Annotated in this window: 23 protein-coding genes; 10 read left to right on the top strand and 13 right to left on the bottom strand. The window is 71.8% G+C overall.

Annotated features, from left to right (window positions below; all coding sequences use genetic code 11):
- Positions 1-267: 267 nt before the first annotated feature.
- From AQJ58_RS11545 to AQJ58_RS11520, 6 genes are all read right to left on the bottom strand, one after another.
- Complete coding sequence (locus AQJ58_RS11545) at positions 268-660, bottom strand: PIN domain-containing protein (RefSeq protein ID WP_067248419.1); 393 nt, start codon at positions 658-660, stop codon at positions 268-270.
- A complete protein-coding gene (locus AQJ58_RS11540; RefSeq protein ID WP_067248416.1) occupies positions 657-923 on the bottom strand; it encodes a hypothetical protein in 267 nt (88 codons plus the stop codon). The genes AQJ58_RS11545 and AQJ58_RS11540 overlap by 4 nt, the downstream gene beginning before the upstream one ends.
- Before the next feature lie 245 nt (positions 924-1168).
- A complete protein-coding gene (locus tag AQJ58_RS11535; protein ID WP_159056233.1) occupies positions 1169-1345 on the bottom strand; it encodes a hypothetical protein in 177 nt (58 codons plus the stop codon).
- An 80-nt stretch (positions 1346-1425) separates the two neighbouring features.
- Complete coding sequence (locus AQJ58_RS11530) at positions 1426-1935, bottom strand: tetratricopeptide repeat protein (RefSeq protein ID WP_067248411.1); 510 nt, start codon at positions 1933-1935, stop codon at positions 1426-1428.
- Positions 1936-2204: 269 nt separating this feature from the next.
- On the bottom strand, positions 2205-3428 hold the full coding sequence (locus AQJ58_RS11525; RefSeq protein WP_067248408.1) for a serpin family protein: 1224 nt from the start codon (positions 3426-3428) through the stop codon (positions 2205-2207).
- A complete protein-coding gene (locus AQJ58_RS11520) occupies positions 3428-4678 on the bottom strand; it encodes a serpin family protein (protein WP_067248405.1) in 1251 nt (416 codons plus the stop codon). Before AQJ58_RS11520 ends, AQJ58_RS11525 begins: the two co-directional genes overlap by 1 nt.
- A 268-nt stretch (positions 4679-4946) precedes the next feature.
- Here AQJ58_RS11520 and AQJ58_RS11515 point away from each other — a divergent pair, with 268 nt between their 5' ends.
- From AQJ58_RS11515 to AQJ58_RS11490, 6 genes are all read left to right on the top strand, one after another.
- Complete coding sequence (locus AQJ58_RS11515) at positions 4947-6065, top strand: DUF4190 domain-containing protein (protein WP_324613752.1); 1119 nt, start codon at positions 4947-4949, stop codon at positions 6063-6065.
- A 147-nt stretch (positions 6066-6212) separates the two neighbouring features.
- Positions 6213-6965 (top strand): GntR family transcriptional regulator, encoded by a 753-nt coding sequence (locus tag AQJ58_RS11510; protein WP_067248400.1) that lies wholly within the window; start codon positions 6213-6215, stop codon positions 6963-6965.
- A 361-nt stretch (positions 6966-7326) separates the two neighbouring features.
- Positions 7327-7530 carry an SPOR domain-containing protein gene (locus AQJ58_RS11505; protein ID WP_067248397.1) on the top strand — a complete coding sequence of 68 codons (204 nt, stop codon included), beginning with the start codon at positions 7327-7329 and terminating at the stop codon, positions 7528-7530.
- A 30-nt stretch (positions 7531-7560) separates the two neighbouring features.
- On the top strand, positions 7561-7977 hold the full coding sequence (locus AQJ58_RS11500; protein ID WP_067248396.1) for a (deoxy)nucleoside triphosphate pyrophosphohydrolase: 417 nt from the start codon (positions 7561-7563) through the stop codon (positions 7975-7977).
- Between the two features lie 251 nt (positions 7978-8228).
- On the top strand, positions 8229-8636 hold the full coding sequence (locus AQJ58_RS11495) for an ATP-binding protein (protein ID WP_067248393.1): 408 nt from the start codon (positions 8229-8231) through the stop codon (positions 8634-8636).
- Between the two features lie 276 nt (positions 8637-8912).
- Positions 8913-11573: a SpoIIE family protein phosphatase gene (locus tag AQJ58_RS11490; RefSeq protein WP_067248391.1), complete on the top strand. Its 2661-nt coding sequence runs from the start codon at positions 8913-8915 to the stop codon at positions 11571-11573.
- Positions 11574-11582: 9 nt separating this feature from the next.
- Here the strand turns inward: AQJ58_RS11490 and AQJ58_RS11485 are convergent, their stop codons facing one another.
- The 3 genes from AQJ58_RS11485 to AQJ58_RS11475 form a co-directional block, all read right to left on the bottom strand.
- Positions 11583-12380, bottom strand: a complete 798-nt coding sequence (locus AQJ58_RS11485; RefSeq protein WP_324613751.1) for an immunity 49 family protein — start codon at positions 12378-12380, stop codon at positions 11583-11585.
- 75 nt (positions 12381-12455) lie between these two features.
- A complete protein-coding gene (locus AQJ58_RS44350) occupies positions 12456-15302 on the bottom strand; it encodes a hypothetical protein (protein WP_234360046.1) in 2847 nt (948 codons plus the stop codon).
- A 160-nt stretch (positions 15303-15462) separates the two neighbouring features.
- Positions 15463-17061, bottom strand: a complete 1599-nt coding sequence (locus AQJ58_RS11475; RefSeq protein WP_199844569.1) for a hypothetical protein — start codon at positions 17059-17061, stop codon at positions 15463-15465.
- Positions 17062-17432: 371 nt separating this feature from the next.
- Between AQJ58_RS11475 and AQJ58_RS11470 the strand changes: the two genes are divergently transcribed.
- Positions 17433-17753: a hypothetical protein gene (locus tag AQJ58_RS11470; protein WP_159056232.1), complete on the top strand. Its 321-nt coding sequence runs from the start codon at positions 17433-17435 to the stop codon at positions 17751-17753.
- Here AQJ58_RS11470 and AQJ58_RS11465 read toward each other — a convergent pair whose 3' ends face one another.
- Genes AQJ58_RS11465 through AQJ58_RS11450 form a run of 4 tightly spaced genes read right to left on the bottom strand, consistent with a single transcriptional unit; the run spans position 17754 to position 21581 of the window.
- A complete protein-coding gene (locus AQJ58_RS11465; RefSeq protein WP_067248376.1) occupies positions 17754-18518 on the bottom strand; it encodes a succinate dehydrogenase/fumarate reductase iron-sulfur subunit in 765 nt (254 codons plus the stop codon).
- Complete coding sequence (locus AQJ58_RS11460) at positions 18515-20395, bottom strand: fumarate reductase/succinate dehydrogenase flavoprotein subunit (protein ID WP_067248373.1); 1881 nt, start codon at positions 20393-20395, stop codon at positions 18515-18517. Before AQJ58_RS11460 ends, AQJ58_RS11465 begins: the two co-directional genes overlap by 4 nt.
- Positions 20396-20411: 16 nt before the next feature.
- On the bottom strand, positions 20412-21245 hold the full coding sequence (locus AQJ58_RS11455) for a hypothetical protein (RefSeq protein ID WP_067248370.1): 834 nt from the start codon (positions 21243-21245) through the stop codon (positions 20412-20414).
- Positions 21246-21281: 36 nt separating this feature from the next.
- Entirely contained in the window at positions 21282-21581 is a 300-nt protein-coding gene (locus AQJ58_RS11450) for a hypothetical protein (protein WP_067248367.1), read from the bottom strand.
- A 295-nt stretch (positions 21582-21876) separates the two neighbouring features.
- Between AQJ58_RS11450 and AQJ58_RS11445 the strand changes: the two genes are divergently transcribed.
- The 3 genes from AQJ58_RS11445 to AQJ58_RS11435 all read left to right on the top strand — a co-directional run bounded on the left by AQJ58_RS11445 (position 21877) and on the right by AQJ58_RS11435 (position 24910).
- Positions 21877-24126: an ABC transporter family substrate-binding protein gene (locus tag AQJ58_RS11445; RefSeq protein WP_067248364.1), complete on the top strand. Its 2250-nt coding sequence runs from the start codon at positions 21877-21879 to the stop codon at positions 24124-24126.
- A 131-nt stretch (positions 24127-24257) separates the two neighbouring features.
- Complete coding sequence (locus AQJ58_RS11440) at positions 24258-24608, top strand: type II toxin-antitoxin system RelE/ParE family toxin (RefSeq protein WP_079078866.1); 351 nt, start codon at positions 24258-24260, stop codon at positions 24606-24608.
- A complete protein-coding gene (locus tag AQJ58_RS11435; protein WP_067248363.1) occupies positions 24605-24910 on the top strand; it encodes a helix-turn-helix domain-containing protein in 306 nt (101 codons plus the stop codon). Before AQJ58_RS11440 ends, AQJ58_RS11435 begins: the two co-directional genes overlap by 4 nt.
- The last annotated feature ends 65 nt before the right edge of the window (positions 24911-24975 follow it).

Below are 24975 nucleotides of genomic sequence, written 5' to 3'. Positions count from 1 at the left end.
CGGCGTCGTACACGGCGACCGCGCCGTGTGACCGCGTGGCGAGAATCCGTCGGCTAGGCGGTCAGGCGCTGGTCTCGTGTCAGCGGACGATGCCGTCCTGCCGCCATCAGGCCGGTGAGCCGTAGCGCTGTCTGGCCTCCCCTGTCGCAGGTTTCTCCGTCCGACGCCACTGCAGTGTCTGTCCGTCCCTGCATGATCAGGCAGCCGTGTCTGTTTCCCTCCCCCTGTGCTCTCTGGCCCAGGTTGGCCGTCGGGGAACACCAGTGCTCAGACGGCGCGGATGACGGGGGCGGGTTTGATGTCCTGGGCATAGATGAGGGCGCGGATGTCGTCCGGGTCCGAGGTCCAGATGATGGCGCCGAGGCTGGCTGCCATGGTTACGACGGTGGCGTCGACGATGTCGGAGGTGCCGGCCTTGCCGCAGAGGATGCCTGCGGTTTTGGCGGTTTCGAGGCCGACGGGTACGACGTGGCAGCCGGCGAGGAACTTGCCGAGTCTGACCTGGCGGCGGGAGTCCCGCCATGCCTGGCTGACGACGACGGACGGGACGTGGATGTCTCGGCCGTCTTCCAGGGCCAGGCTGTGGCGGGCCCACATGCGTCGGTCGTCGTTGTCGATTGCGATCAGCACCCCGGCGTCGTATAGGTAGGGGATGTTCACGCGGCCGAGGCTCCCGAGCTGCTGAGGTACTCGGCGTCGGCCGCGGCCAGGTCCGCGCGGGCGGCGGCGAGCTCTTCCGGGGTGAAGGCGCCGTGTTCGGCCTGCCACTCCCGAATGACGGCCAGGCCGGCCCGCAGGCGCAGCTCGCGTTCGGCTGCTCCGGCGACGAGACGGGAGAGCGGGATGCCTTCTTCCTCGGCGGCTCCGGCCAGGGCTTCGACCAGGGATTCGTCGAGAGTGATAGTCACCTTCTTGGTAGCCATACATCAACCATAGCGCGGTATGGCCTTCGATGCTGATGCACGGATCACGTCGGAGCGGCTCGGTCCGCTGCTGGCCGAGGCCAAGCCGGACACCCGTAGGCGACCGTCGGGACCCACGCACCTCAACCAGGAAATGCCTGGTCAGGGCACTGCACGCGACTCCGCCACAGGGCAGGGTTGGTGTGCGGGCATTTCGCTTCAGTCGGGTCCTTTGCTCTTCCCATGCGGGAGCGGCACCACCGAGGTCAAGCCGCGTCGTCGGGGCGGAACGGCGAGTCAGAGCCCATGGGGTAGCCGACGGCGGAGAGGACGACGCCGACCAGGAGGATCGCGACCGCGGCCAGGCCGGTCCGGGCGAAGGCTCCCAGTCCGTAGACGGCGCCCCGTGACGGCCGGGCGGCCACGGCCCGCCTGACACGCAAGCCCCTGGCTTCGTACCCCCGTCGGTGCACGGCGCCGTCGTCGTCCGTCACAAGGGGCGAGTACGTACGTCCGGCCCGGCTCAGTGGTCGGGAATCGGGTCGGTCAGCTCGGCCGCGTAGCGGGCCAGTGAGCGGTTGTAGGACGGCAGACGGCCGGCGAGCGCGCCGAGTGCCAGTGCCGCGGCCTCCCGTTCGCGGCCGAGGTCGACGAACGTCAGGGCGAGGAACGCGGTGACCGCGTCATCGAGGTGGTCCGACGTCCGCCCGCGCTCCGCCATCAACAGCTCGGCGCTGCTCTCCGGCCGGCCGAGGGCGCGCAGCGTACTCGCGAGCTGGATGACCGCCTCCCGTCGGCGCGTACCGTCCAGGCCGCCGTCCAGAGCCGCCCGGTACAGGGCGACGGCGCGCTCGCCCAGGTCGGTCGCGTCGTGGGCGGAGGCGAGCTCGAATGCCGCGACGGGGTGGCCCTCCGGCAGTTCGTCGGTCAGCGCCTTGATCCTCGAGCGGAATTCCGCCGCGTCGCAGTCGTCGAAGGCGGCCCACAGGGCGGCACACCGCTGTTCCCACTCCGCCGTGATCTTCGTGGTCATCGGGCCAGCTTCGCAGACGGAGCCGGAGCCGATGACCCGGGCGCCCCGGCCGCCCGCGCCCCTCGGCCGCTGGGCCGCCCCGCCTCCGCCCGTCAGCGGCCCTCCAGACGACCCCGCGCCACCGCCAGTACGACCCCGCCGCCGCCCCGGTCGTGGGACGGCAGGCGCGCGCGAGCGGGAGGAGGAGCAGCCCAGGCTCGCGAGCGAGGCGAGGCGAGGGGAGGGGAGGGGAGGCGAGGGAAGGGGAGGGGGAAGGGGAGGGGCGAGGCTCAGAAGACCGCCGGTGTCTCGGCCCCCTCCTCCGGCCGCCCGTAGTCCTCCTCCCGCCACGCCTTCGGCTCGGTCACCCACCCCGCCGTCAGGACCAGCCCGCTCGCCCGGTGGACGGCGAGGAAGCCGAAGGGGCGGTCGAAAGAGGCGCGGACGACCGTGGTCTCGTACGGCAGTTCCTCCACGCTCAGCCAGATCGCCTCCGCCGCCGTCACCGCCGTCGCCCGGAAGCCCTCGGCGCTGAAGACGGCCGTGGCCGTCTGGTGGACGGAGCGCAGTGCGAGCGGGGCCCTGCTGATGCCGGGGAAGTGACCGGGTCGGCCGTCGACGGCGCCGGCCAGGCCGAACGGGTCGGGGTGGGCCGCCACGTCGTGCTCGCAGGTCAGCGCGAACTCCACGGCGGTGAGGACGACGGAGGGCGGCGCGGGCTCCCGCACCCACTGCCGCGCCACGCACAGCCCGGGCCCCGCCGCGCCGAGCGGCAGCCGCCCACCGGGAACGACTGTGAGCCGGCCCCCGAGGATCTCCACCCCCGCCGCCAGCACCTGCCCCGGCGTCATCCGCTCCTCGCCGAGCAGCAGATGGACGTCCAGCCCGTTCGTGCCCCGCACCCGTGCCTCGGTCACCGACCCGTCGGGCGTCCGCGCCACCCCGACGGCGTCGAGGTCGGTGGTCGTCCGGCGCAGCCCCGCCACGTCCTCACCGGACGGCAGCCCGCCCGCCCAGACGCCGATGTCCCCGCTGAACGGCTCCTCCCAGTCCGTCCGCAGCGCCGTCGCCGTCGCCAGCACCAGCGAGCTGTCCCGGTCCAGCCGTACCGGCATCCGCCCGATCCGCCCGCCGGTCCGCCGCGCCGCCCAGGCGTCGAGCGCCGCACGGTCGGCGCCCGCGTCCCCGGTGAGCACCCCGTGCGCCCCGGCGGGCAGCCCCGCCGCCCAGGGCTCCTCCAGCTCCACCGTCCGAGCCGTCCACAGTCCGAGCGCGGACTCCACCCCCTCCACACCCACCAGCAGGCCCAGCAACTCCCGTGCGGACGCGGCCGCCTGATCCGCCGGCACCCCGAGGGCGTCCGCCAGTTCCTCCCGTACGCGGCCCGTGGCCCCGTCCGCCAGGAACGCGAGCAGCGGCCAGAGCCCGGCCGCGGAGAACACCGAGCCGCCGCGCGCGGGAGCGGCCGCCGCCCAGCGCGCGGTGAGGCCGTTGACCAGGGGGATCGCACGCATCAGCAGCCCTCGGAGTCCTCGGAGTCCTCGGGGTCTTCGTAGGAACCGGGGTCCTCGGGGTCCTCGGGAAGCCGTTCGGGGTCCGCGACCCATCCCGCCGCCAGCACCAGCCGTGAGTGGCGGTGCACGGCGAGGAAGCCGAACGGGCGGTCGAAGCGGGCCCGGACGGTCGTGACCAGCCACGGCAGGCGCGGCACACCGGCGGCGCCGACCACGCCGAACGCCGTCACCACGGCCGCCTCGAAGCCCGTCGCGCCGAACCTCGCCACCGCCGACTGCCCGGCCGACCCGATGGCCAGCGGCAGGGTGCCGCTGATGCCGGGGAAGTGACCGTGCTGTTGGTCGCGGGCCGTGGTGAGTCCGAACAACTCGTGCCGTTCGAGCAGATCGTGGCGGGCGGTGACGCGGAACGCCGGTGTCGCCACCTTCAGTGTCGGCGGATCCGGCGTCAGGGAACGCTCCCGCTCCACGCGCACGCCGGGCCCCGCCACGCCGTACGGCAGCCGCGACCCGGGCAGGACCGGGTGCCGGCGGGCGAGCAGCCCCACACCGGCGCCCAGCACCTGCCCCGGCGTCATCCGCTCCTCGCCGAGCAGCAGATGGACGTCGAGGGCGTTGTCGCCGAGGACCTTCAGTTCGGTGACGTGGCCGTCGGGCGTGTCCGCCACCCCGATCCGGTCCAGCACCGCGCTCTCCCGCGTCAGGGCCGCCACGTCCCCCTCGGGCCAGTGCGGGGTGTCCAGCGGACCGCCCTCCCGGAAGGGCCGCAGCCAGCGGGTCCGCAACCCCAGCGCGCTCGCCAGCACCAGCTCGGTGCGGTCCGTCACGTCGACCGGCATCGCCTCCACCAGGCCGCCGGTCCGCCGCGCCGCCCAGGCGTCGAGCGCCGCCCGGTCGGCGCCCAGGTCCCCGGTGAGCGCCCCGTGCGCCTCGGCGGGCAGGCCCGCCGCCCACGGCTCCCGCAGTTCCAGGGTCCGCTTCGTCCACAGGCCCAGGGCCGTGTCCAGCCCCCGTGCCGCGCCCATCCCGGCGAGCAACTCCCGCGCCGCCCCCGCGGCCTGATCCGCCGGCACCCCGAGGGCGTCCGCCAGTTCCGCCCGCGCGGCTCCCGCGGCGCCGTCCGCGAGGAAGGCCAGCAGGGGCCAGACGCCCGCCGCCGAGAAGACCGAGTTCCCGTCCGCGCGGATCTCCCCGGCCCAGCGCGCGGCAAGCGCGTTCACCGCCCGAATCGTCGCGTTCGCGACCGCCATTCCGCCCCCGTGAGTCACACGCTTACGATGCCGCCCAGTCGCGTCCTTCGCATCCGAGTTCCGCACCACTGTCCGCGCCACTGTCGGACCCCGCTGCCAGACTGCCCGCACCCCGCCTCGATCCGCCCGAACCAGGAGCACGGTACTCGTGTCCATACCCCCGCCCCCAGGGTCCCCGCAGCCCCAGGACCCGTACCGGCCGCCGCCGCCGCACGGCCCGTATCCGCAGGGGCCGTACCCCCAAGCCCCCCAGGCCCCTTACGGTGCCGTGCCCGGGCCGTACCAGGTCTGGGGGCAGGGGTACTCGCCGCTCGCCCGTCCCGCTCCGGTCAACGGGGTCGCCATCGCCGCGCTCGTGCTGGGGCTGCTCTGTTTCCTGCCGGCCGTCGGGCTGATCCTCGGGATCATCGCGCTGGTGCAGATCAAGAAGCGCGGCGAGCGCGGCAAGGGGATGGCGATCGCGGGCGCGGTCGTGTCCTCGCTCGGCCTCGCGCTGTGGGCGCTGTCGCTGTCCACGAACGTCGCCTCCGAGTTCTGGGAGGGCGTCAAGGAGGGCGCGAGGGGCGGCGGCTACTCGCTCGCCGCGGGCGACTGCTTCGACGTGCCGGGCAGCTTCGACCGGGACGTCTACGACGTCGACGAGGTGCCCTGCTCCGATCCGCACGAGGGTGAGGCGTTCGGCACGATCCCGCTGTCCGGCGACGACTACCCGGGCGACGGATACGTCACGGACCAGGCCGAGGACAAGTGCGGGCCCCTCCAGGACGCCTACGCGATGGACCGCTGGGCGCTGGGCGACGAGGTCGACGTCTACTACCTCACGCCGACCGCGGACAGCTGGGAGTGGGGCGACCGCGAGATCACCTGCGTCTTCGCGCACACCGACGAGACCGGCACCCTGACCGGCTCGCTGCGCGCCGACGAGACGACCCTGGACGCCGACCAGATGGCCTTCCTGAAGGCGATGGCCGCGATCGACGACGTCCTCTACGAGGAGCCGGACGACTACGCCGAGGCGGACCTGGACGCCAACAAGGACTGGGCGGCGGACGTGCGGGACGTGCTCGCGGAACAGGCCGGCGCGCTGGACGCCCACACCTGGTCCGGTGACGCGGGCAAGTCGGTGGACGCCCTGGTGCGGGAGATGCGGGATGCGCGGGCGGACTGGGCGAAGGCGGCCACCGCGGGGGACGCCGACACCTTCTACCTGCACTACGAGAGCGGCTACGCCTACGTCGACGGCGACACCACCGTCGCCGCCCGCAAGGCCCTGGACCTGGCCACCACCCCGCCCTCGTACGACGAGGACGAAGGCGACGGGGGCGACTCCGGCTCGGGCTCGGGTTCCGGCTCCGGTTCCGGCGGGAGCGGCAGCGAAGACGTGTGATCGCGCCGGTAGCGGGCAGAAAGTGCCTGCGTAAAGCCTTCTCGAAGCACATGTCATCACATCGAGTGATTCTCTGGCCTTTGCTTGCATGGTCGAACCCACGGTTGCCACGCTGTAGCTGTCTGTACAACCTGATGGGAGCGGCCAGTGACATTCGGTGAGCAGCCGGCGTACCTGCGTGTCGCGGGCGATCTCCGCAAGAAGATCGTGGACGGCTCGCTGCCACCGCACGCCCGGCTGCCGTCCCAGGCGAGAATCCGCGAGGAGTACGGCGTCTCGGACACCGTCGCCCTGGAGGCCCGCAAGGTCCTGATGGCCGAAGGCCTGGTCGAGGGCCGCTCCGGATCCGGCACGTATGTCCGCGAGCGGCCGGTGCCCCGCCGTATCGCCCGCTCCGGCAACCGGCCCGCGAGCGGGGCCACACCCTTCCGTCAGGAGCAGGCCGAGACGCACGCCCGCGGGACCTGGGAGTCCAGCAGCCGGCAGTCCGAGGCGAGCGGGGCGGTCGCCGAGCGGCTGGGCATCAAGGCCGGCGACCGCGTGATGTGCACCAAGTACGTCTTCCGGGAGGCCGGCGAGACGATGATGCTCTCGACCTCCTGGGAACCCCTCGCCGTCACCGGCCGGACGCCCGTCATGCTGCCCGAGGAGGGTCCGCTCGGCGGCATGGGCGTGGTCGAGCGGATGCGCGCCATCGACGTCATCGTGGACAACGTGACGGAGGAGGTGGGCGCCCGCCCGGGCCTCGCCGAGGAACTCCTCGCGCTCGGCGGTGTCCCCGGCCATGTCGTCCTGGTCGTCCAGCGCACGTACTACGCCTCGGGCCGCCCGGTGGAGACGGCCGACGTGGTCATCCCGGCCGACCGTTACCGCGTCGCCTACCACCTGCCCGTCAGATAGCGTCGCCCCCGGTCGTCCTTGCGGTAGCGCATCGCGGAGGGCGGCGCACACCCTTCCGGCAGTTGCCCCCGGAAAAGGCCCGCACACAGCGCGCCCGCACGCCGTCGGTATCCGGTCGTTTCCGATCGTTCTCGCAGGTCGCCCCATATATGCCCGACGTGCCGCCGACCGGACGCGTCAGCGCGCCCGCACGGCGCGTTCGGTCTCGTGCGCCCCCTGCGTCTTGGCTGGTTGCGTACCTCTTTGTGCAAAGCCGTGTTCGCTGTGTAAAGGTAAGGCGTACGCTCGGGCATATGCGGATTGCGGTTTCCTTAGAGGGCGGGGCGCGGAGCGGGCCGTGCCGGGGAAGCGGAGGGGCGCGATGAACGAGGGCACCATCTCTCTGCCCTGGCTCGTCATACGGCAGGACGACAACGGCAATCGCTACCGCGTGGGCCGGTACGCCACCCGGGCGGAGGCCCAGAAGATCGCGGACAGCCTCGACGACCGCGGCCACAAGCAGCTCTACTGGGTCGAGCGCATCGGCCAGAGCCAGGCCTCGAGCGGGGACAGCAGCCGGAACTGACCCCGACCGACGTCCCGTAGGCTCCGGCGCATGACCGAACGGACCGTGGTGGTCGGAGCCGCCCTCCTCGACGCGGGCCGGCTGCTCGCCGCGCGCCGCAGCGCGCCCCCCGAGCTGGCCGGCCGCTGGGAGCTGCCCGGCGGCAAGGTCGAGCCCGGCGAGCGGCCCGAGGCCGCCCTCGTACGCGAACTGCGCGAGGAACTGGGCATCGACACCGAGGCCGTGGAGCGCGTCCCCGGCGAATGGCCCCTCAGGGCGCCCTACGTGCTCCAGGTGTGGACCGCCCGGCTGCGCCCCGGCTCCGCCGCCCCCGCGCCTCTCCAGGACCACGACGAGCTGCGCTGGCTCACCCCCGACGAGATCTGGGACGTGCCCTGGCTGGACCAGGACGTCCCCGCCGTACGGGAGACCCTCACCCGGCTCGGGCACGCCGCCCGGCCCCGCTGACTCCACCCGGCCCCGCTGACCCCGGTCGGCCCTGCTGACTCCACCCGGCCCGGCTGACCCCCGGCCGGCTTCCGCCGGGCGCCGGCATTCCCGGGCCGAGGGCCTTCCCGGGCCGAGGGCCTTCCCGGGGTGAGGGCCTTCCTCCGGCGCCGGCCTTCCCCGGGCGGACGGGCGATAGCGCCCCCTGGATATCGGGTATGTCCCTACTAGCCCCATGAAACCGGACATGGGTTCCCTCGCTGGTCCGGGAAGTGATCGGTGTGGTCGACACCGAAGACGGCTGCGCAGAGTGGACGTTCCCGGCGGACCCCGGCGCGGTGGCCACCGCCCGCCGCGTCGTCCGGGGCCGACTGCACGGCTGGGGCCTCGACAGTCTCGGTGACATCACCGCCCTGCTGGTCAGCGAACTGGTGACCAACGCCCTGCGGCACGCCACCGGCCCCATCGGCGTCCGCCTGGTCCGCCCGGCGGGCCTCGACGACGTCCTGCTGGTCGAGGTCTCCGACCCGCTGCCCGACCCGCCGCGCGAGCGCGCCGCCCGGCCCGAGGACGAGAGCGGCCGCGGACTGCAACTGGTGGCCTCCTCCTCCCGGCGCTGGGGAACCCGGCCGGGCGAGAACGGGAAGACGGTCTGGTTCGAACTCGCGGTGCCGGGTTGACCGGATGTACGGCGGGACAGCGCCGTCACTCGGCCGGCGTCACTCGTCCGGTGCCACTCGTCCGGCGCCCGTGGGCGAGCGTCCCGGAAAGGTGTGGTTCGACCCCGTGCCCGCTGGTTAGAAGACTGGGTGTGTTGTCGCGGAACGGTCCAAAAAAAGCCCGGACCGTGCTGTGATCGTGAACACCGTGTCGTGCGGCGCCGTAGTGCTGGATACTGCGGGCAGCCGCCGCCGGTGACCGGTGCCGGGCGCGGTGAGCTGGAGGGGACGGTTCGCGTGAGCGAGATACCAGCGAAGGCCACGGGGTCCGAGGACCCGTCGGGCGGCGTGAGGGCCAGGGCCGCAGGGGCGTTCGCTTCGGACGCCTCCCCGGCCGCGGAGCGCGCCCACGACGGACTCATGGACGCCGGGACGGCACCGGGGGAAGCCGTGTGGCAGAGCAGCCCGCCCGGCTCCATCTACGACTACATCAAGGTCGCGTCCTTCTCGATCGGCCCCGACGGGCTCGTCGACCAGTGGAGCCTGCGCGCCGAACAGATCTTCGGCATCTCCGCGGACCGGGCCGTCGGCATGGACCCCATCGAGGCGTTCATCGACCCGGACCTGCGCGAGCGCGGCGAGCGCAAGATGGCCGAGATCCTCGACGGCCGGGAGTGGACCGGAGTGGTCCCCTTCCGGATGCCGGACCCCGTGCCCGGCGGCGGACGCGGCGAGCGCGGGCTCGCCGAGGTGTACGTCATGCCGACCCGCGGCCTCGACGGCGACAAGGCCGCCGTGTGCATCGTCGTCGACGTCCGCACCCTGCGCAGCATCGAGACCGACCTCGCCGCCTCGCAGGCCATTTTCGGCCAATCCCCGTTCGGCTTCCTGCTGATCGACCCCGACCTGCGGGTCCGCCGCGCCAACCAGCGGTTCGCCTCCATCTTCGGCGGCAGCCCCGAGGAACACCGCGGCAAGGGCGTCCACGACTACCTGCCCCGGCCCGAGGCCGAGCGGGTCAGCGCCACCCTGCGCCGGGTCCTGGAGACCGGCGACTCCATCACGGACATGCACGTCACCGGCTTCGTCCCGGGCTTCGAGGAACGCCGGCACTGGTCCATCAACCTCTACCGCGTGCACAGCGGCACCGGCCGCCCCATCGGCATCGCCTGGCTCGGAACCGACATCACCGCCCGCCGCGCCGCCGCCCGCGAGGCCGCCGCCGCACGGCGCAATCTCGCCCTGCTGAACGAGGCGGGCGCCCGCATAGGGAACTCCCTCGACCTGGAGACCACCGCGCGCGAACTCCTCGACGTCGTCGTGCCCGGATTCTGCGACCTCGCCACCGTCGACCTCTACCAGGGCCTCCTGGCCGGCGACGAGACCCCGCCCGGCCTCGCCGACGGCAGCGCCGAACTGCGCCGGGTCGCCTTCTCCTCCGCCGTCTCCGACGCCCCGTACTCGGCCACCGGCGCGCCCGTCGCGGTCGGCGCGGTCCACCACTTCCCGTTCAACTCCCCGTGCGCGGACGCCCTGCGCACGGCCCGTCCGCAGAGCATCCCCGGCGAGGAGGGCGGCCTCGTCCAGTCCACGCTGGCCATCCCGATGGTCGCCCACGACACCGTGGTGGGGCTCGCGCAGTTCTCCCGTACGAAGGGCAGCGAGCCGTTCGGGGACCGGGACCGGGACCTGGCCTGGGAACTGGCGGCACGGGCCGCCGTCTGCATCGACAACGCCCGCCTCTACCGGCGTGAGCACGAGCGGGCGTTGATACTGCAACGGTCCCTGCTGCCCCCCGGCGACCCGGTCGCCTCCGGCCTCGACATCGCCTGCCGCTACCTCCCGGGCAACGTCTCCACGGGGCGGCCCAGCGAGGTCGGCGGCGACTGGTTCGACGTCATCGAACTCCCCGGCCACCGCACCGCCCTGGTCGTCGGCGACGTCATGGGCCGCGGCCTGCGCGCGGCGGTCGCGATGGGCGAACTGCGCACCGCCGTCCGCACCCTGGCCCTGCTCGACCTCGAACCCGCCGAGGTCCTCTCCGCGCTGGACGAGATCGCGCGCGGGCTGGGCACGCCCGGCGGCGTCCAACAGGCCACCCGTGCCGCCCGCCGCCCCCGCGAGGCCGACCTCTCCGAGGTGTACCTCGCGACCTGCGTGTACGCCGTCTACGACTCCGTCACCCGCCGCTGCACCTTCGCCAACGCCGGCCACCTCCCGCCCGTCCTCGTCGAACCCGGCGAACCGGCGCTGATGCTCGACGTCCCGCCGGGCATGCCGCTCGGCGTCGGCGGCGAGCCCTTCGAGGAGGTGGAGGTCGACCTGCCCGAGGGCGCGCTGCTCGCCCTCTACACGGACGGCCTCGTCGAGTCCCGCGACCACCCGCTGGACGAGGGCCTCCAGGCCTTCGTCGGCGCCCTCACGGACCCCACCCGGCCCCTGGAGGACGTCTGCGACCACGTCCTCAACACCCTCGACACCCATCACGGCGAGGACGACATCGCGTTGCTGATGGCACGTGTACAGGGCCTGCCCGCCGACTCCGTCGGCGACTGGACCCTGCCGCGCGAGCCGCGCAGTGTGGGCCGCGCACGGGAGTACGCCCGCACCCGGCTCCTCTCCTGGGACCTCGAACCCCTCGTCGACACGACGGAGTTGCTGGTCAGCGAACTCGTCACCAACGCCCTGCGCTACGGCGAGGGCGAGATCCGGCTCCGCCTCCTGCTCGACCGCACCCTGGTCTGCGAGGTCTGGGACGCGGGCCTGGTCCAGCCGCGCCGCCGCCGCGCCCGTGACACGGACGAGGGCGGCCGAGGCCTCCAACTGGTCGGCCTCCTCAGCGCGGCCTGGGGCTCCCGCCGCACCCCCCGAGGCAAGACGGTCTGGTTCGAACTCCCCCTCCCGGACGGCGAAACGGGGCTGACGGATCCGGCGGAGGCGTTGCTGAGTCTGTTCTGACCGGCTACGTCAGGTCGGGAACTCGCCGAGCCAGGCACGCTTGAGCAACTCGCCGGGGAGGTAGTCGGATTCGACCTCGATGGGGAACCCGGCGTCGTAGGCGAGGCAGGCGATGGCGAGAGGGCCGAGCGCCAGGTAGCCGTCGACCGTCTCTTCGCGTTCCTCCGACGCCGTCCAGAACGACTTATGGAGCTCCAAGGCCTCGACGAGGGCCTGCCGGAAACCTTCGTGGTCCTTGCGGAGGAAATACTGGAAGAGATTGATCGGCTGATAAAGAATCTTGTCCAGCAGTTCCCGGTCGGCGATGCGCACGACGTCCGGTTCGGAAGTCCGGATCGCCGCGAGCAGTTTCTCACCCAGTCCCGGACGCTCCGACCAGTACGTCTGGAGAGCGTCGATCCAGTGATAAACGTACTCGTCGTAGTCCACTCCTGACGAGCGCAGGAATTCGACCGAAACCTCGCACAGTTGGGTCATGCGGGCCTGTTCACGGCAGACGACCGCCAGCCAGAACGCGGTGAGCCAGTTTCCGGCATTCGTGTAGTACTGCTGACCGGTTGCCGGGATTGTTCGCATCACGTCAGCGATACGGCACTCGACGGTACCCTCCGTCCGAACCGCGGCGGCGAATGCCGAGGAATACACCTGCATCGCGGTGACGGTGGCTTCCCAGGTGCGGAGATGAGAGGCATCGGGATCGACCGCCAGGCGCGCGTTAAGGTAGGTTGCCGCGCCTCCCATAGCTCCGTCGAACATGCGCGGCGACCTTTCCAGGACGGCGATTGTCCGTTCCAGTCCCTCGCTCAAGGTCTGCGCGTACGCCTCGTCATCAGGGCCGGGACTGCCGTGCCGGATCACCCTTGTTGTCACTGAACTCTCCCGTCACCCGATGTCGAACTGCTGCTTCTCGTAGCCAGCGTACAGACCGCCGTCGACCTTGCCCTTGACGAGAATGTAGTCAACCTTGCCTTCGGCCAGGGCAATCTTCAAGTCCGCAGCAAGCCGTGCCTCACTCGGATATTTCCGGCCCCTGCTCTCCATCTTCTGGATGATGTCCATGAAGTATTCCCTGGTGCCCTGCATGGCGGCCCTCTTGCCATCGAGGTAGGGCACGTCCCTCTTACCCAGCTTGGTATCGACCGTCGATTTGGCCTCGACGACGACGAATCTTCCGTCCTCGCGGCGCCACAACTGATCGAACTGGTCATTTCCGTTCGCCGGACCATGGAGAGTCTCCCGGACCGAATTCGGGTACAGCTCGGGGATCACCTGGTGCTCCGCGACGGCCTCGCCGAAGGCTTCGGCAGCCTTGGTCCGTTCGTTCATCGCGGACTTGTACTCGTTGCCGGCATCGTCCAGCGCCCCGTGCGCGTCGTCCCAGCCCTCGATGATGTCCCTGTGGTGCTCGGCGCTCTTCGAGTAGTCGATCGAACTCCTGCGGTGCGCCGCGGCCTCATCCAGATGCCGGAGCGTCTCGTCGTTCAGCACCTGGTGCCGGCCGCGACTCACTTCGGCACTGTCGATGTACTTCTCGGGAATGGGGGGCGGCGCGTCAGAAGCCGCGGTCTTCACCCCGGTGACGGGATCGACGTGCATCTGAACCGGGGCGTAACCACTCTCGTCCGGGATGTTCGTCCTGAGTCGACGTCCGTCGTCGTAGTAGTACTTTTCGTAGTAGCCCGGTTCGTGATTGGCCCGGTAGACCTGAATTTCCTTGATCTGCTCGGGAGTCAGTGAATCCTTCGGGCCGTAGGGATGGTCGCCGTCCCGCATGAAGTCAGGACGTTCTGGCGCGGCGTGGTGGCCCGCCGCGGTCGCGTCGTCGCCCAGGCCGCCCGGGCCGCCGCCGGGTGGGGTGTCCGGGGTATGGCCGGGGAAGTCGTGACCGGACGTGCCCGGGAGGCCATGGCCGCCGGTGCCCGGGAGGTCGTGCCCCGCGCCCGGGCCGGTGCCGGTGGTGTGGCCGCCCGGGGCGTGGTCGCCGGTCGATGTTTCCGGGATCGCGTTGTCGCCGGCGCTCGCCGGGGCGGGGGTGTCGATGCTGTTCCGCGCCGCATTGTCGCCCACCCCTCCCCCCGGCAGGTGGTCCGCGGTGCCGCCGGGGAGGTGGTCGCTTCCGCCATGGGCCGTCGGGGTGGTGGTGGGGTTGTCGCCGGTGCGGCCGATGTCGCCGAGGTCGGTGTCGAGGCTGTGGCCGAGGTTGATGTGCTGGGCGGCGGAGTCGGGGGTGTGGGTGCCGGCGCCGGCCAGGGCGGGTTCCTTGGCCGGGGTGTCGACTCGGGGGGTGTCGGAGCCGGTCGCGGGGGTGTCGGGCTGGTCGACGATGTCGCCGGGGCCGTCCGCGACTTCCTTCAGGACGGTGCCGTTCTCGTCGAGGAGGTTGCCGTGCGGGTCGTAGTAGCGGGCCGGGGCGCCCGCGTCCGTGGGCAGCTTGACCGAGCCTTCCGGCAGGGCCGGGGTGTTGTCGGGGAGTTTGAGGGTGCCGTCGGGGAGTTTGGTCACGCCGTCCGGGACCGTCGCGCCCTCGGGCAGGTGGATCGTTCCGTCGGGGAGGTGGACCGTTCCCTCGGGGAGGGTGATGGCGTTCTCGGGCAGCTTGGGGATCTCGATGTTCCCCATGCCTTTCAGGGTCTTGGCGATGTCGCCGATCTTCGACAGGCCCGCGCCCGCGCCCTTGGCGATGTACGTCATCGGGTCGATCACGCGACCCGCCTTGCCCGCGATGGACAGCGCCTTGGCGACCGCGCCCGCCTTGCCGGCGCCGGCCGCGGCGCCGCCCGCGCCGCCGGTGAAGACCGTCGTCAGGACGTTGAAGGTGACCGCGCCGGCCGCCCGGCCGGGGTTCTTGCCCCACTCGTCCCACGCCACCAGCGCCTTGCCGGTCTCCTTCATCGCGGTCCGCGAGTCACGGATCCAGGACGGGAGCTTGTCGTCGGGGATGAGCCAGAACGCCGTGCCCACGCCGGGGATGGAGGCCAGCGCGAGGCCGGTCGCGAGCTGGGCGAGGCCCTTCCACGCCTGGCCCATCGCGTCCCAGCCGCCGAAGCCCACCAACGTGCCCAGGCCCTTGATGGTGCCCCAGACGCCGTCCACGATCAGGCCGTCCCACACGAACGACTTCACCCAGTGGCCGACCTCGTACCAGTGGTGCTTCTCCTCCACCGGGTCACCCCAGGGAAGCTTCGCGTTCTTCAGGTCCGCGGCGTTGAAGCCGTACTGGTCCTTGCGCTCGGAGCCGTCCCCCGCGACCATCTGGGTCCCGCCCCAGATCCCGGTGATCTTGTTGTGGCAGGTCCGCTCCGCCGCCCAGAACGCCGCCACCGTCGCCGTGATGTCGTCCCGGAGCCGGTTGTGCTCGTCGACCTTGTCCTCGTCGTACTCCCACTCGTCGTCGTCCTTCACCGACGCGACGAACGTGGTCGCCTGCGTCTTCAGCTCCCGCAGCTTCGACACCAGGGGACGGATCTCGGTGGCGTAGGAGGACAGGGCCGACGACACCGTCTCCAGGTCCGTCGCGAAATCGTCCGCCCTCGTCTTTACCGGCTTCGTCGTCGCGAACAGCTGCTCCGCCTCGGGCGCTTTGTAGAACGCCGACAGACCCTGGAACTGCGCGTCCACATCACTGCCCGTAGTCCGGACGTTCCCCGCGTCCTTCCTCAACGCGGCATGGTCCAGCTCCAGTTGGAACAGATCGCCGGTGAACTGCGGAATCTCCTCCGGCTTGATCACGCCTGTCACACCCCCGTGTGTCCGACTCGTCCCCGCGATGAAAAACGCGCGACAAGAGTCAGATCATCATACGAAGGGGGGCTGGCACGGCCTCGGGACCGTCACCGTTTCGCCACAACTACCGCCGATTTTCACGTTCTTACTCTAGAGCCGACCGACTCTAGAGTCGGCCGAAACCCCACGCCGAGTGCTCCCCGCCCTCCTCGGCCGCCGCCTCCCCCGGGAGGATCCCGCCGAGGACCGCCCCGGCGGAGCCGTCCGTCTCCGGCTGTCCGGCCGGTGCCGGGGACGCCGGATTGCCGTGCAGCCGTACGTCACGCTCCGCCAGGTCGCTTGCCTCCAGGGCCAGTTCGTCCGCGCGCTCGAGGTCTCCCGGTGCGCCCTCGGCCAGCAGCCGGCGCGCCTCCGCGAGCCGGGTGCGGGCGGTGGCACCCACCGCACCCCGGTGCGTGGCGACGAAGTCGTCCGCGGCGGCGGACGAGGCGCGGGCCACGGAGAGCGCGGCGGCCGGAAGCACCCCGGCCCGGCCCGAGGCGAGCGGCGCGGTCGCCCGTACGATCCGGCGCAGGGCGCTCAGCGGGTCGTACGGCCGGTTCGACGTCACCTCCTGGCGTACGGAGGCGAGGACGGCGTCGGCGTTGAGGAGGCGGGGGTGCGGCTCGTCCGCGCGGACGGTGTGCCGCCGTGCCGCCGACAGCTCGGCCTCCGCGCCGGTGAGCGCCGCCGGTACGGTCTCCTCGGCGTCCCGCAGCTCGGCGGCCGTGCGGTCGACGCCCTCGACGAAGACGGCTGCCTGGGCCACCGCCGCCTCGGCGGAGTGCAGTGGGCGGGACGCGGCCTCGGTGTGGCCCGAGAAGAGTTCCTGGCGGGCCATGTTGAGCCGCAGGGTGGCGAACAGCAGCCGGTCCTTGGCCTGTTCGACCGAGCCGGTGACGGCGGAGGTCGCGGTGGGGGCGTACCGCTCCGCGAGGTCGGCCAGGAGGGCCTGGGCCGCGGCGGTGTGTCCGGTCAGGTCGCGGAAGCGCGCCTCCGCGTAGGGGAGGGCCCGCTCCGGGTCCCGCAGGCGCGCGAAGTCCTCCGCCACGGCGTCCAGCCGGCGGCCGGCCTCCTCGCAGCGGCCGATCATCCCGGCGAGCGCGTGCCGCCGGGCTGCCTCTTCCGCCGGTACGCCCTCGTCGTAGCGCTGCCGCATCCGGAAGGCGGCGGCCAGTTCGCCCTCGGCCTCGCCCAGTGCCCGCGTGAACGGGGCGACGGCCGCCGCACCGAGGAGTCCGCGCGCGAAGCCGAGTTCGGCACGGGCCACGCGGAGCCGGTCGTCGGCGCGGACCAGCGCCGCACACGCCTGCGCGTCCGGCTCCGCGAGGGACTGCGGAGGCGTACTCACGGGCGGGGGCCCGCTCACCCCGCCGGGGGTCGTCCGCCCGCGCGTCCGCCTGACCCGGCGTATGTAGCCGTAGGCCGCGACCGCGCCCACCGCGCCGGCCGCCACCAGGGGAAGTACGAGGTCGGTGGTGGACGTCCCGTCGGCCTCGGCCGTTCGTGACTGTATGAAGTCCGGCGGTGAGTCCGGCGCCGAGTCCCGTGGCGAGTCCAGCGCCGAGTCCCATGGCGAGTCCAGCGCCGAGTTCCGGGCCACTGCCGTGGCGCTCACCACCTGCCGTGGCTCCTTGCTCGTGACGGGCGCGTCGTCTCCCGGCGTCATCCCCGGCAGCACCAGCCACACGACCCCGGCCGCACCGCCCAGCACGGCGTGCGCCACCCGCACGGGTATGTGCGATCTGGCCCGCCGCCTGCCTCGGTGCATGGATGACGTCACATTTCGGAGCGTATGGCCGCGAATGCGGCCACGCGAGCGGGATACACCCGAGGCGGGACCGGTGGGGCGGGGGACTGCGGAAGAGGGGAACGGGGACGGATGACGAGGCGTCCCGGGCCGGCGCCGGCCGCGCGTACGCCGGGGTGGCGGCCTCCGTGGATCTCGCGGGTGGACCTCACGGGTGGATCTCACGGGTAGATCTCACGGGTGGACCTCACGGCGACGGAGACGGGCCGGCCGGCGTACGCACGGGACCTGCGGCCGCTGAGTCGGATCTCTGGCGCGAGCCGCCGCTCCCGGGGATCATGACCGTCATGTTCACGGCATTGATGGGTATCGGCGTGGTCTGCCTGGCGGGCATGGCGGTGCTGGGCGTGGTGGCCCTCGTCACCGGCCGGACCCTGCGGTTCACCGGGGTCGAGGAGCGGACGAGGCTGTGGGGGGCCGGCGTGCTGCTCAGCGCGTTCGGTCTGACGGCCTTCCTGTTCCTCGGCCCGCTGAACAGCACGCACCACCTCCACCGCGACCTTCCGCTGATCGGCATGGGCCTCAACCTGGCGGGCCTGGCGCTCCAGTCGTACGCCCGGCGCGCCCGCCCCCTGCCCCCGCCGTCCGCGCGGACGACGCCTTCCTGATCAGCGCCGCCGGATCTTCGATCCCAGCCACACCAGCGGGTCGTACTTGCGGTCGACCGCCCGTTCCTTCAGCGGGATCAGCGCGTTGTCGGTGATCTTGATGCCTTCCGGGCAGACCTCCGTGCAGCACTTGGTGATGTTGCAGTAGCCGAGGCCGTGTTCGTCCTGCGCCGTCTTCTTGCGGTCCAGGCCGGTTTCCTCCGCCGCGTCCAGCGGGTGCATGTCCAGCTCGGCCACCCGCATCAGGAAGCGCGGGCCGGCGAACGCGGTCTTGTTCTCCTCGTGGTCGCGCACCACATGGCAGGTGTCCTGGCACAGGAAGCACTCGATGCACTTGCGGAACTCCTGCGACCGGTCCACGTCCTCCTGGAACATCCGGTACTCGCCGGGACCGACCCCCTCGGGCGGCACGAACGCCGGGACCTCCCGCGCCTTCTGGTAGTTGAAACCGACGTCGGTCACCAGGTCGCGGATCACCGGGAAGGCGCGCAGCGGGGTCACGGTGATCGTCTCGGCCCGGTCGAACACCGACATCCGGGTCATGCACATCAGCCGGGGCCGCCCGTTGATCTCCGCGGAGCACGAACCGCACTTGCCCGCCTTGCAGTTCCAGCGGACGGCCAGATCGGGGGCCTGGGTGGCCTGGAGGCGGTGGATGATGTCCAGCACCACCTCGCCGTCGTTGACCTCGACCGCGAAGTCCTCCAGACCCCCGCCGCCCACATCACCCCGCCACACCTTGAAGCGGGCCTCGTAGCTGCTCACTCGTACAGCTCCTCTTCGGCGAGGTACTTGACCAGCTCCTCCTTCTCGAACAGGGCGAGCAGGTCCGGGCGGATGGGATCGGTGGTCTCCCGGGCGAGGCCGACGCCGCTCGCGTCGTCGGTGAGCCGGCACAGCAGGTTGACGTTGCGCCAGGTCCGTTCCATCGCCGGGTGGTCCTCGCGGGTGTGGCCGCCCCGCGACTCGGTGCGCTCCAGGGCCGCGCGGGCCACGCACTCGCTGACCAGCAGCATGTTCCTGAGGTCCAGGGCGAGGTGCCAGCCCGGGTTGAACTGGCGGTGGCCCTCGACCCCGGCGCGCGCGGCCCGTACCCGCAGCTCCGCGAGCCGCTGAAGGGCCTGTTCCATCTCGCCCTGCCGGCGGATGATGCCCACCAGGTCGTTCATGGCCTGCTGGAGCTCGTGGTGCAGGGTGTACGGATTCTCGGCCGGGTCGCCCGAGAACGGCCGCAGGGCCTCCTCCTCGGCCGCCGCGAGGTCCGCGTCGTGCACCGGAGGCCGTACGTCCGTCCCCGCCGCGTACGCGGCCGCGTGCAGTCCGGCCCGGCGGCCGAACACCAGCAGGTCGGACAGGGAGTTCCCGCCGAGCCGGTTGGAGCCGTGCATCCCGCCGGCCACCTCACCGGCCGCGAACAGTCCCGGTACGCCGCGTGCGGCGGCGGTGTCGGAGTCGACGGCGATGCCGCCCATGACGTAGTGGCAGGTCGGCCCGACCTCCATGGCCTCCGCCGTGATGTCGACGTCGGCCAGCTCCTTGAACTGGTGGTACATCGACGGCAGCCGCCGTTTGATCGTCTCGGCGGGCATCCGGGTGGAGACGTCGAGGAAGACACCGCCGTGCGGGGAGCCCCGGCCCGCCTTCACCTCGGCGTTGATGGCACGGGCCACCTCGTCGCGGGGGAGGAGTTCCGGCGGGCGCCGGTTGTGGTCCGGGTCCTCGTACCAGCGGTCGCCCTCCTCCTCGGACTCGGCGTACTTCTCCTTGAAGACGTCGGGGACGTAGTCGAACATGAACCGCTTGCCCTCGGAGTTGCGCAGCACCCCGCCGTCGCCGCGCACCGACTCGGTGACCAGGATGCCCTTCACCGACGGCGGCCAGACCATGCCCGTGGGGTGGAACTGCACGAACTCCATGTTCAGCAGGGGCGCGCCCGCGAGCAGTGCCAGCGCGTGGCCGTCGCCGGTGTACTCCCACGAGTTCGACGTCACCTTGAAGGACTTGCCGATGCCGCCGGTGGCGATCACCACGGCCGGCGCCTGAAGGACGAAGAAACGGCCGGTCTCCCGTTCGTAGGCGAAGACCCCGCTGACCCGCGGGCCGTCCTTGAGGACCCGGGTCACCGTGCACTCCTGGAAGACCTTCAGCCGGGACTCGTAGTCGCCGGTCTCGCGGAAGTCCTCCTGCTGGAGGGCGACGATCTTCTGCTGGAGGGTGCGGATCAGCTCCAGGCCGGTGCGGTCGCCGACGTGCGCGAGGCGCGGGTACTCATGGCCGCCGAAGTTGCGCTGGGAGATCCGCCCGTCCTTCGTCCGGTCGAAGAGTGCGCCCCAGGTCTCCAGCTCCCACACCCGGTCCGGAGCCTCCTGGGCGTGCAGCTCGGCCATCCGCCACTGGTTGAGGAACTTGCCGCCGCGCATGGTGTCGCGGAAGTGGACCTGCCAGTTGTCGTGCTCGTTGGCGTTGGCCATCGCCGCCGCGATACCGCCCTCGGCCATCACGGTGTGCGCCTTGCCGAACAGGGACTTGCAGATCACGGCCGTACGGGCGCCGCGCTCCCGGGCCTCGACGGCGGCGCGCAGTCCCGCGCCGCCCGCGCCCACGACCACGACGTCCCACTCCTGCCGCTCGACCACGGACATCAGAACGCCCCACTCATCAGAAGAACCTCGGATCGTCGAAGACACCGGACGCGACCAGGTAGACGTAGAAGTCGGCGGCCGCCACGCTCACCAGCGACGCCCAGGCGAGCTGCATGTGCCGGGCGTTGAGCCTGCCGACGAACTGCCACGCCCGGTAGCGCACGGGATGCCGGGAGAAGTGCTTGAGCTTGCCGCCCACGATGTGCCGGCAGGAGTGGCAGGAGATCGTGTACGCCCAGATCAGCGTGATGTTGACCAGGAAGACCAGCGTGCCGAGGCCCATGTGGCCCCAGCGGTAGTGCTCGTCGCGGAAGGAGAGCACGGTGTCGTAGGTCAGGATCCCGGCGACGACGATCGCGGCGTAGAAGAAGTACCGGTGGATGTTCTGCAGGATCAGCGGGAAGCGGGTCTCACCGGTGTACTTGGTGTGCGGCTCGGCCACCGCGCAGGCCGGGGGCGAGGCCCAGAAGCCCCGGTAGTAGGCCTTGCGGTAGTAGTAGCAGGTCAGGCGGAAGCCCAGCGGGAAGATCAGGATGATGATCGCGGGCGAGATGCCCCACCAGCCGCCGAAGATCTCCGCGTTGGGGCCGGCGTGCATGGGCCGGCAGTTCTCCGCCAGACAGGGGGAGTAGAACGGCGAGACGTACGGCGCCGCGTAGTAGTCGGCGTTCGCGAAGGCGCGCCAGGTCGAGTAGGCGATGAACGCCAGCAGACCGGCGGCGGTGGCGGCGGGCGCCAGCCACCAGCGGTCGGTCCGCAGATGAGGGGCGGCGATCGCGGCGCGTCCGGCGCCGCGTACGCCGCCCGGGGGATGGGGTTCCGTGGAGGGAGGTTCCGTACCAGTGGCCAACGCAGGACTCCGGTCGGTGTCGGGTCGGAGGGGTTCTCAGGGGGCGTGCCGGTCCCGGGCGCCGAGTCCCTCGTCGTCCGTGTCGATCCACAGGGAGTCGTCGTAGGGGGTGTCCGGGATGGTGAGGAGCTGCTGCTTCTGCGGGGCCGGCGGCGCCTTCGTTCCCGCTGCGGTCTCCCGCAGCAGCGCGACGCTCTCCCGGAGGTGGTCGGCGTCGGCGCGGACGCGGCGCATCTCCAGGCCGCCGCTGCCGAGCTGCTGCTCCAGGCGGCCGACGGACCGGGAGAGGTCGTCGAGGCAGCGCTGGACCGTAGTCAGGTCGTCGTGCACGGACATGACGTGACCTCGCTTCCGTGGGCGGCTGTGCCCTGGACGGCAACGTTCATGTGCGCCTGCGAGTGTTGCGCGTCACACCTGTCGATGTGAAGGCGTGTGCAGCGATTGGCGGGTGCGGAAGACGTGCATTGCTCCGCACGGGTGGGGCTGCGCGCCCCCGCCGCCGTGTCGCTCCCGGCAGGCGAACCCTTTCCTCTTCAGTGAGCCGTAGACCAGACCGTAGATCTGATCAACTCCAAAATACCGCCAAATGTGATCAGAACGCACCGGAAGCGGCTCCCCGGAGGTACCAGAGATGTCGAAGCCCTACGACGGCGTCGGACTGCGCGCGGTCATGCGCTCGGTCGCCTTCCTCGCGGCGGGCGTGCTCGCGGTGCCGCTGCTGACCGGCTGCGGCGACAGCGACGAGGCCGGCCGGCCGCTGGCCCCTCAGGACGTCGCCCCGGCCGCCCGGGCGCTCGTCGCCGACGGGGGCACGCTGCACTGGGCGGTGGACGCGGTCCCGGAGACCTTCAACACCTTCCAGGCGGACGCCGACGCCACGACGACCCGGGTGGCCCAGGCCGTCCTGCCGTCGATGTACCGGATCGACGCGGCCGGGCGGGCCCGGCGCAACCCCGACTACCTGGAGTCCGCGAAGGTCGTCGACACCGAGCCCAAGCAGGTCGTGCTGTACAAGCTGAACCAGCAGGCGGTGTGGAGCGACGGCCGGGAGATCGGCGCCGCCGACTTCGCCGCCCAGTGGCGCGCCCTGTCCGGCAAGGACAGCGCGTACTGGACCGCGCGCAACGCCGGCTACGAACGCATCGAGAAGATCGAGCGCGGCGCCAACGACCTGGAGGTCCGGGTCACCTTCGCCCGCCCCTACTCCGACTGGCAGTCGCTGTTCTCGCCGCTGTACCCGAAGGACGTCATGGGCACGCCCACCTCGTTCAACGACGGGGCCCGGCGCACGCTGAAGGTGACGGCCGGCCCCTTCCTGGTGAAGAAGGTCGACCGCAAGAAGGCGCAGGTCCGGCTCACCCGCAATCCGCGCTGGTGGGGGGAGCCGGCCAAGCTGTCCGAGATCCAGCTCACGGCCGTGCCCCGCACCGAGCGGGCCGCCGCCCTGGCCGCCGGGAAGATCGAGCTGGCCGACATCGACGCCGCCGACGCGCGGCGCATCGAGGGCGCGGCGAAGGGAACGGCGGCCGGACCCCTCGCCGGACCGGGCGCGGGCCGCACCGCCGCGAAGAGCCTGCGCTCCTGGGCGCTCGCGCACGGCTCCGACGAGGAGACGGCCGAGCACGAGACACGGGCCCGCGCGAAGCTGCGCAAGGCGATCGCCACGTGGGAGCGCCAGCAGAAGGCGCTCAAGGACGTCGAGGTACGGCGCTCCCTGGAGCCGGCCTACACCCAGCTGGCACTCAACGGCGCGGGCGGGCCGCTGGCGGACGAACGGGTGCGGCGGGCCGTGGCCCGGGCACTGGACCGCAAGGCCCTGGCTGAGCTGGTGCTGAAGCCGCTGGGGCTGCCCGCGGTGCCGGTCGGCAGCCATCTCGCCCTCTCCGGGCAGGAGGCGTACGCCGACAACAGCGGGGCGCTCGGCGGTCAGGACACCGCGGAGGCGCAGGCGCTGCTCACGGACGCCGGATGGGTGGCCGGGGGACCGGTCAAGGAGGAGAAGAAGGGCGAGAAGGCGGCGGGGGCGAAGGGGAAGAAGGAGGAAAAGGGGGAGAAGGGAGGCAAGGGCGCCAAGGCCGGGGAGGAGGAGGCGTCCGGCGAGGAGGGCGCCGAGGACGAGGGGTCCGACGACGAGAAGTCGCAGGGCGGCTCGGAGGGGGCGTACATCGTCGGGGAGGACGACAAGGGCCACGGCACGGACGACCGGCAGCTCGCACAGGAGGGCACCCGGTACCGGCAGCAGCGGCAGGGCGCCGCCCCCGGTGCCTATGCCCCCCAGGGCACCCGCGCCCCGGCCGGTGCCGCCGCGGGGGCGCTGGCCAAGGACGGCAAGGCGCTGTCGCTGCGGTTCGTGGTGCCGTCCGGGCCGGGCTCGGAGCCGCTGCGCACGGTCGCCGCGCGGATCACGAAGATGCTGGGCACGGTCGGCATCCGCACGGAGACCGTCAAGGTCTCGGACGAGAGCTACTTCAAGGACCACATCGCCTCCGGCGCCTACGACCTCGCGCTCTACTCCTGGCCGGCGACGGCGTTCCCGGCCACCGACGCCCGCCCGATCTACGCCAAGCCGGTACCGGGCGCCGACGGCTCGCTGAGCGTCGAGCAGAACTACACCCGCGTCGGCACCGACCAGGTCGACCAGCTCTTCGACCGGGCGAGCACCACCCTGGACGCGGACGAGGAGCTCTCCCTCATCCGCAAGGCCGACTCGCGCATCTGGGCGGCGGCCGCGTCCATCCCCCTCTACCAGCGCCCCCAGCTCACGGCCGCCCGCAAGAACGTCGTCAACGCGGGAGCCTTCGGCTTCCAGACGCCGGTCTACGAGGACATGGGCTTCCTGAAGAAGGGCGCCCAGGGGCCGCCGAGCCCGTCGGCGAGCTGACAGTCCCCAGCCGGTCCACATTGCCGGGCCGCCATCCCGCGTCGGTGGGGAATGGCGGCCGCGCCCACGATCGGGTGAATACAGGCCCGAACGGCCCGAGGGCGCCTACCTGCGCACATAGCGTCAGTGCTATGAATTGGGGTACCGTCGAACTGGAGCCGGAGGTCGCTGAATGGCTGGCCGGGCTCGACGACAGGCGCTGGGCGCAGGCCCTCATGCATCTTGACCTGCTGGAGCAGCGGGGAGTCCATCTCGGTGAGCCGTACACACGCCAGCTCGACGGAAAACTCAGAGAGCTGCGTTTCTACTGCGGCGCCGAACGCGTCCGCGTCACGTACTGGATCGCCACGGGACGCCGCATCATCATGCTCACCGTGTTCCCCAAGACACGAATGCGCGAGTTCGCCGAGGTGGAGCGGGCGCGGCAGGCCATGAAGCGGTGCCAGGCGGAAGGGCACACCCTGGACGAGGAGGAACAGTGACGGAAACCACGCGGACCAGCCTCGCCGAGGCCCGGGAGGCCCGGGCCATGACACCCGAGATCATGGACGAGTACGCGGCCGCGCACCTGCGGTTCGCCCTGGGGGAAACGGTGCGCGTCAAGCGGCAGGACCTCGGCTTGTCGCAGCATGAACTAGGTCACCGGGCCGGCATGACCCAGTCGGCCGTGGCACGGTTCGAGGCAGGCGGCACCGTCCCGACGATTCCCGTCCTGGACCGGCTGGCCCGTGCTCTGGGGCTCGAGCTGAGGGTGGAGCTCTCGCCTCGGACGAAGAGCGCCTGACGGGTGCGGAGAGCCCTTGGGAGGCCGACCCCCTCCGGGCCCCGTACCATGGGGTGAGGCCGTGG

The organism is Streptomyces sp. DSM 15324 (assembly GCF_001514285.1).
Classification (GTDB): domain Bacteria; phylum Actinomycetota; class Actinomycetes; order Streptomycetales; family Streptomycetaceae; genus Streptomyces.
Note: the sequence above shows the minus strand (reverse complement) of the source record. Positions and strands in the feature narration are given on the sequence as shown.

Excerpts from the sequence above, each read along its gene's own strand:
- AQJ58_RS11450 (WP_067248367.1), bottom strand. The coding sequence starts at position 21,581 with ATGTCCGTGCACGACGACCTGACTACGGTCCAGCGCTGCCTCGACGAC.
- AQJ58_RS11445 (WP_067248364.1), top strand. The coding sequence starts at position 21,877 with ATGTCGAAGCCCTACGACGGCGTCGGACTGCGCGCGGTCATGCGCTCG.
- AQJ58_RS11470 (WP_159056232.1), top strand. The coding sequence starts at position 17,433 with ATGTTCACGGCATTGATGGGTATCGGCGTGGTCTGCCTGGCGGGCATG.
- AQJ58_RS11505 (WP_067248397.1), top strand. The coding sequence starts at position 7,327 with ATGAACGAGGGCACCATCTCTCTGCCCTGGCTCGTCATACGGCAGGAC.
- AQJ58_RS11500 (WP_067248396.1), top strand. The coding sequence starts at position 7,561 with ATGACCGAACGGACCGTGGTGGTCGGAGCCGCCCTCCTCGACGCGGGC.
- AQJ58_RS11525 (WP_067248408.1), bottom strand. The coding sequence starts at position 3,428 with ATGCGTGCGATCCCCCTGGTCAACGGCCTCACCGCGCGCTGGGCGGCG.
- AQJ58_RS11540 (WP_067248416.1), bottom strand. The coding sequence starts at position 923 with ATGGCTACCAAGAAGGTGACTATCACTCTCGACGAATCCCTGGTCGAA.
- AQJ58_RS11460 (WP_067248373.1), bottom strand. The coding sequence starts at position 20,395 with ATGTCCGTGGTCGAGCGGCAGGAGTGGGACGTCGTGGTCGTGGGCGCG.
- AQJ58_RS11530 (WP_067248411.1), bottom strand. The coding sequence starts at position 1,935 with ATGACCACGAAGATCACGGCGGAGTGGGAACAGCGGTGTGCCGCCCTG.
- AQJ58_RS11520 (WP_067248405.1), bottom strand. The coding sequence starts at position 4,678 with ATGGCGGTCGCGAACGCGACGATTCGGGCGGTGAACGCGCTTGCCGCG.
- AQJ58_RS11440 (WP_079078866.1), top strand. The coding sequence starts at position 24,258 with ATGAATTGGGGTACCGTCGAACTGGAGCCGGAGGTCGCTGAATGGCTG.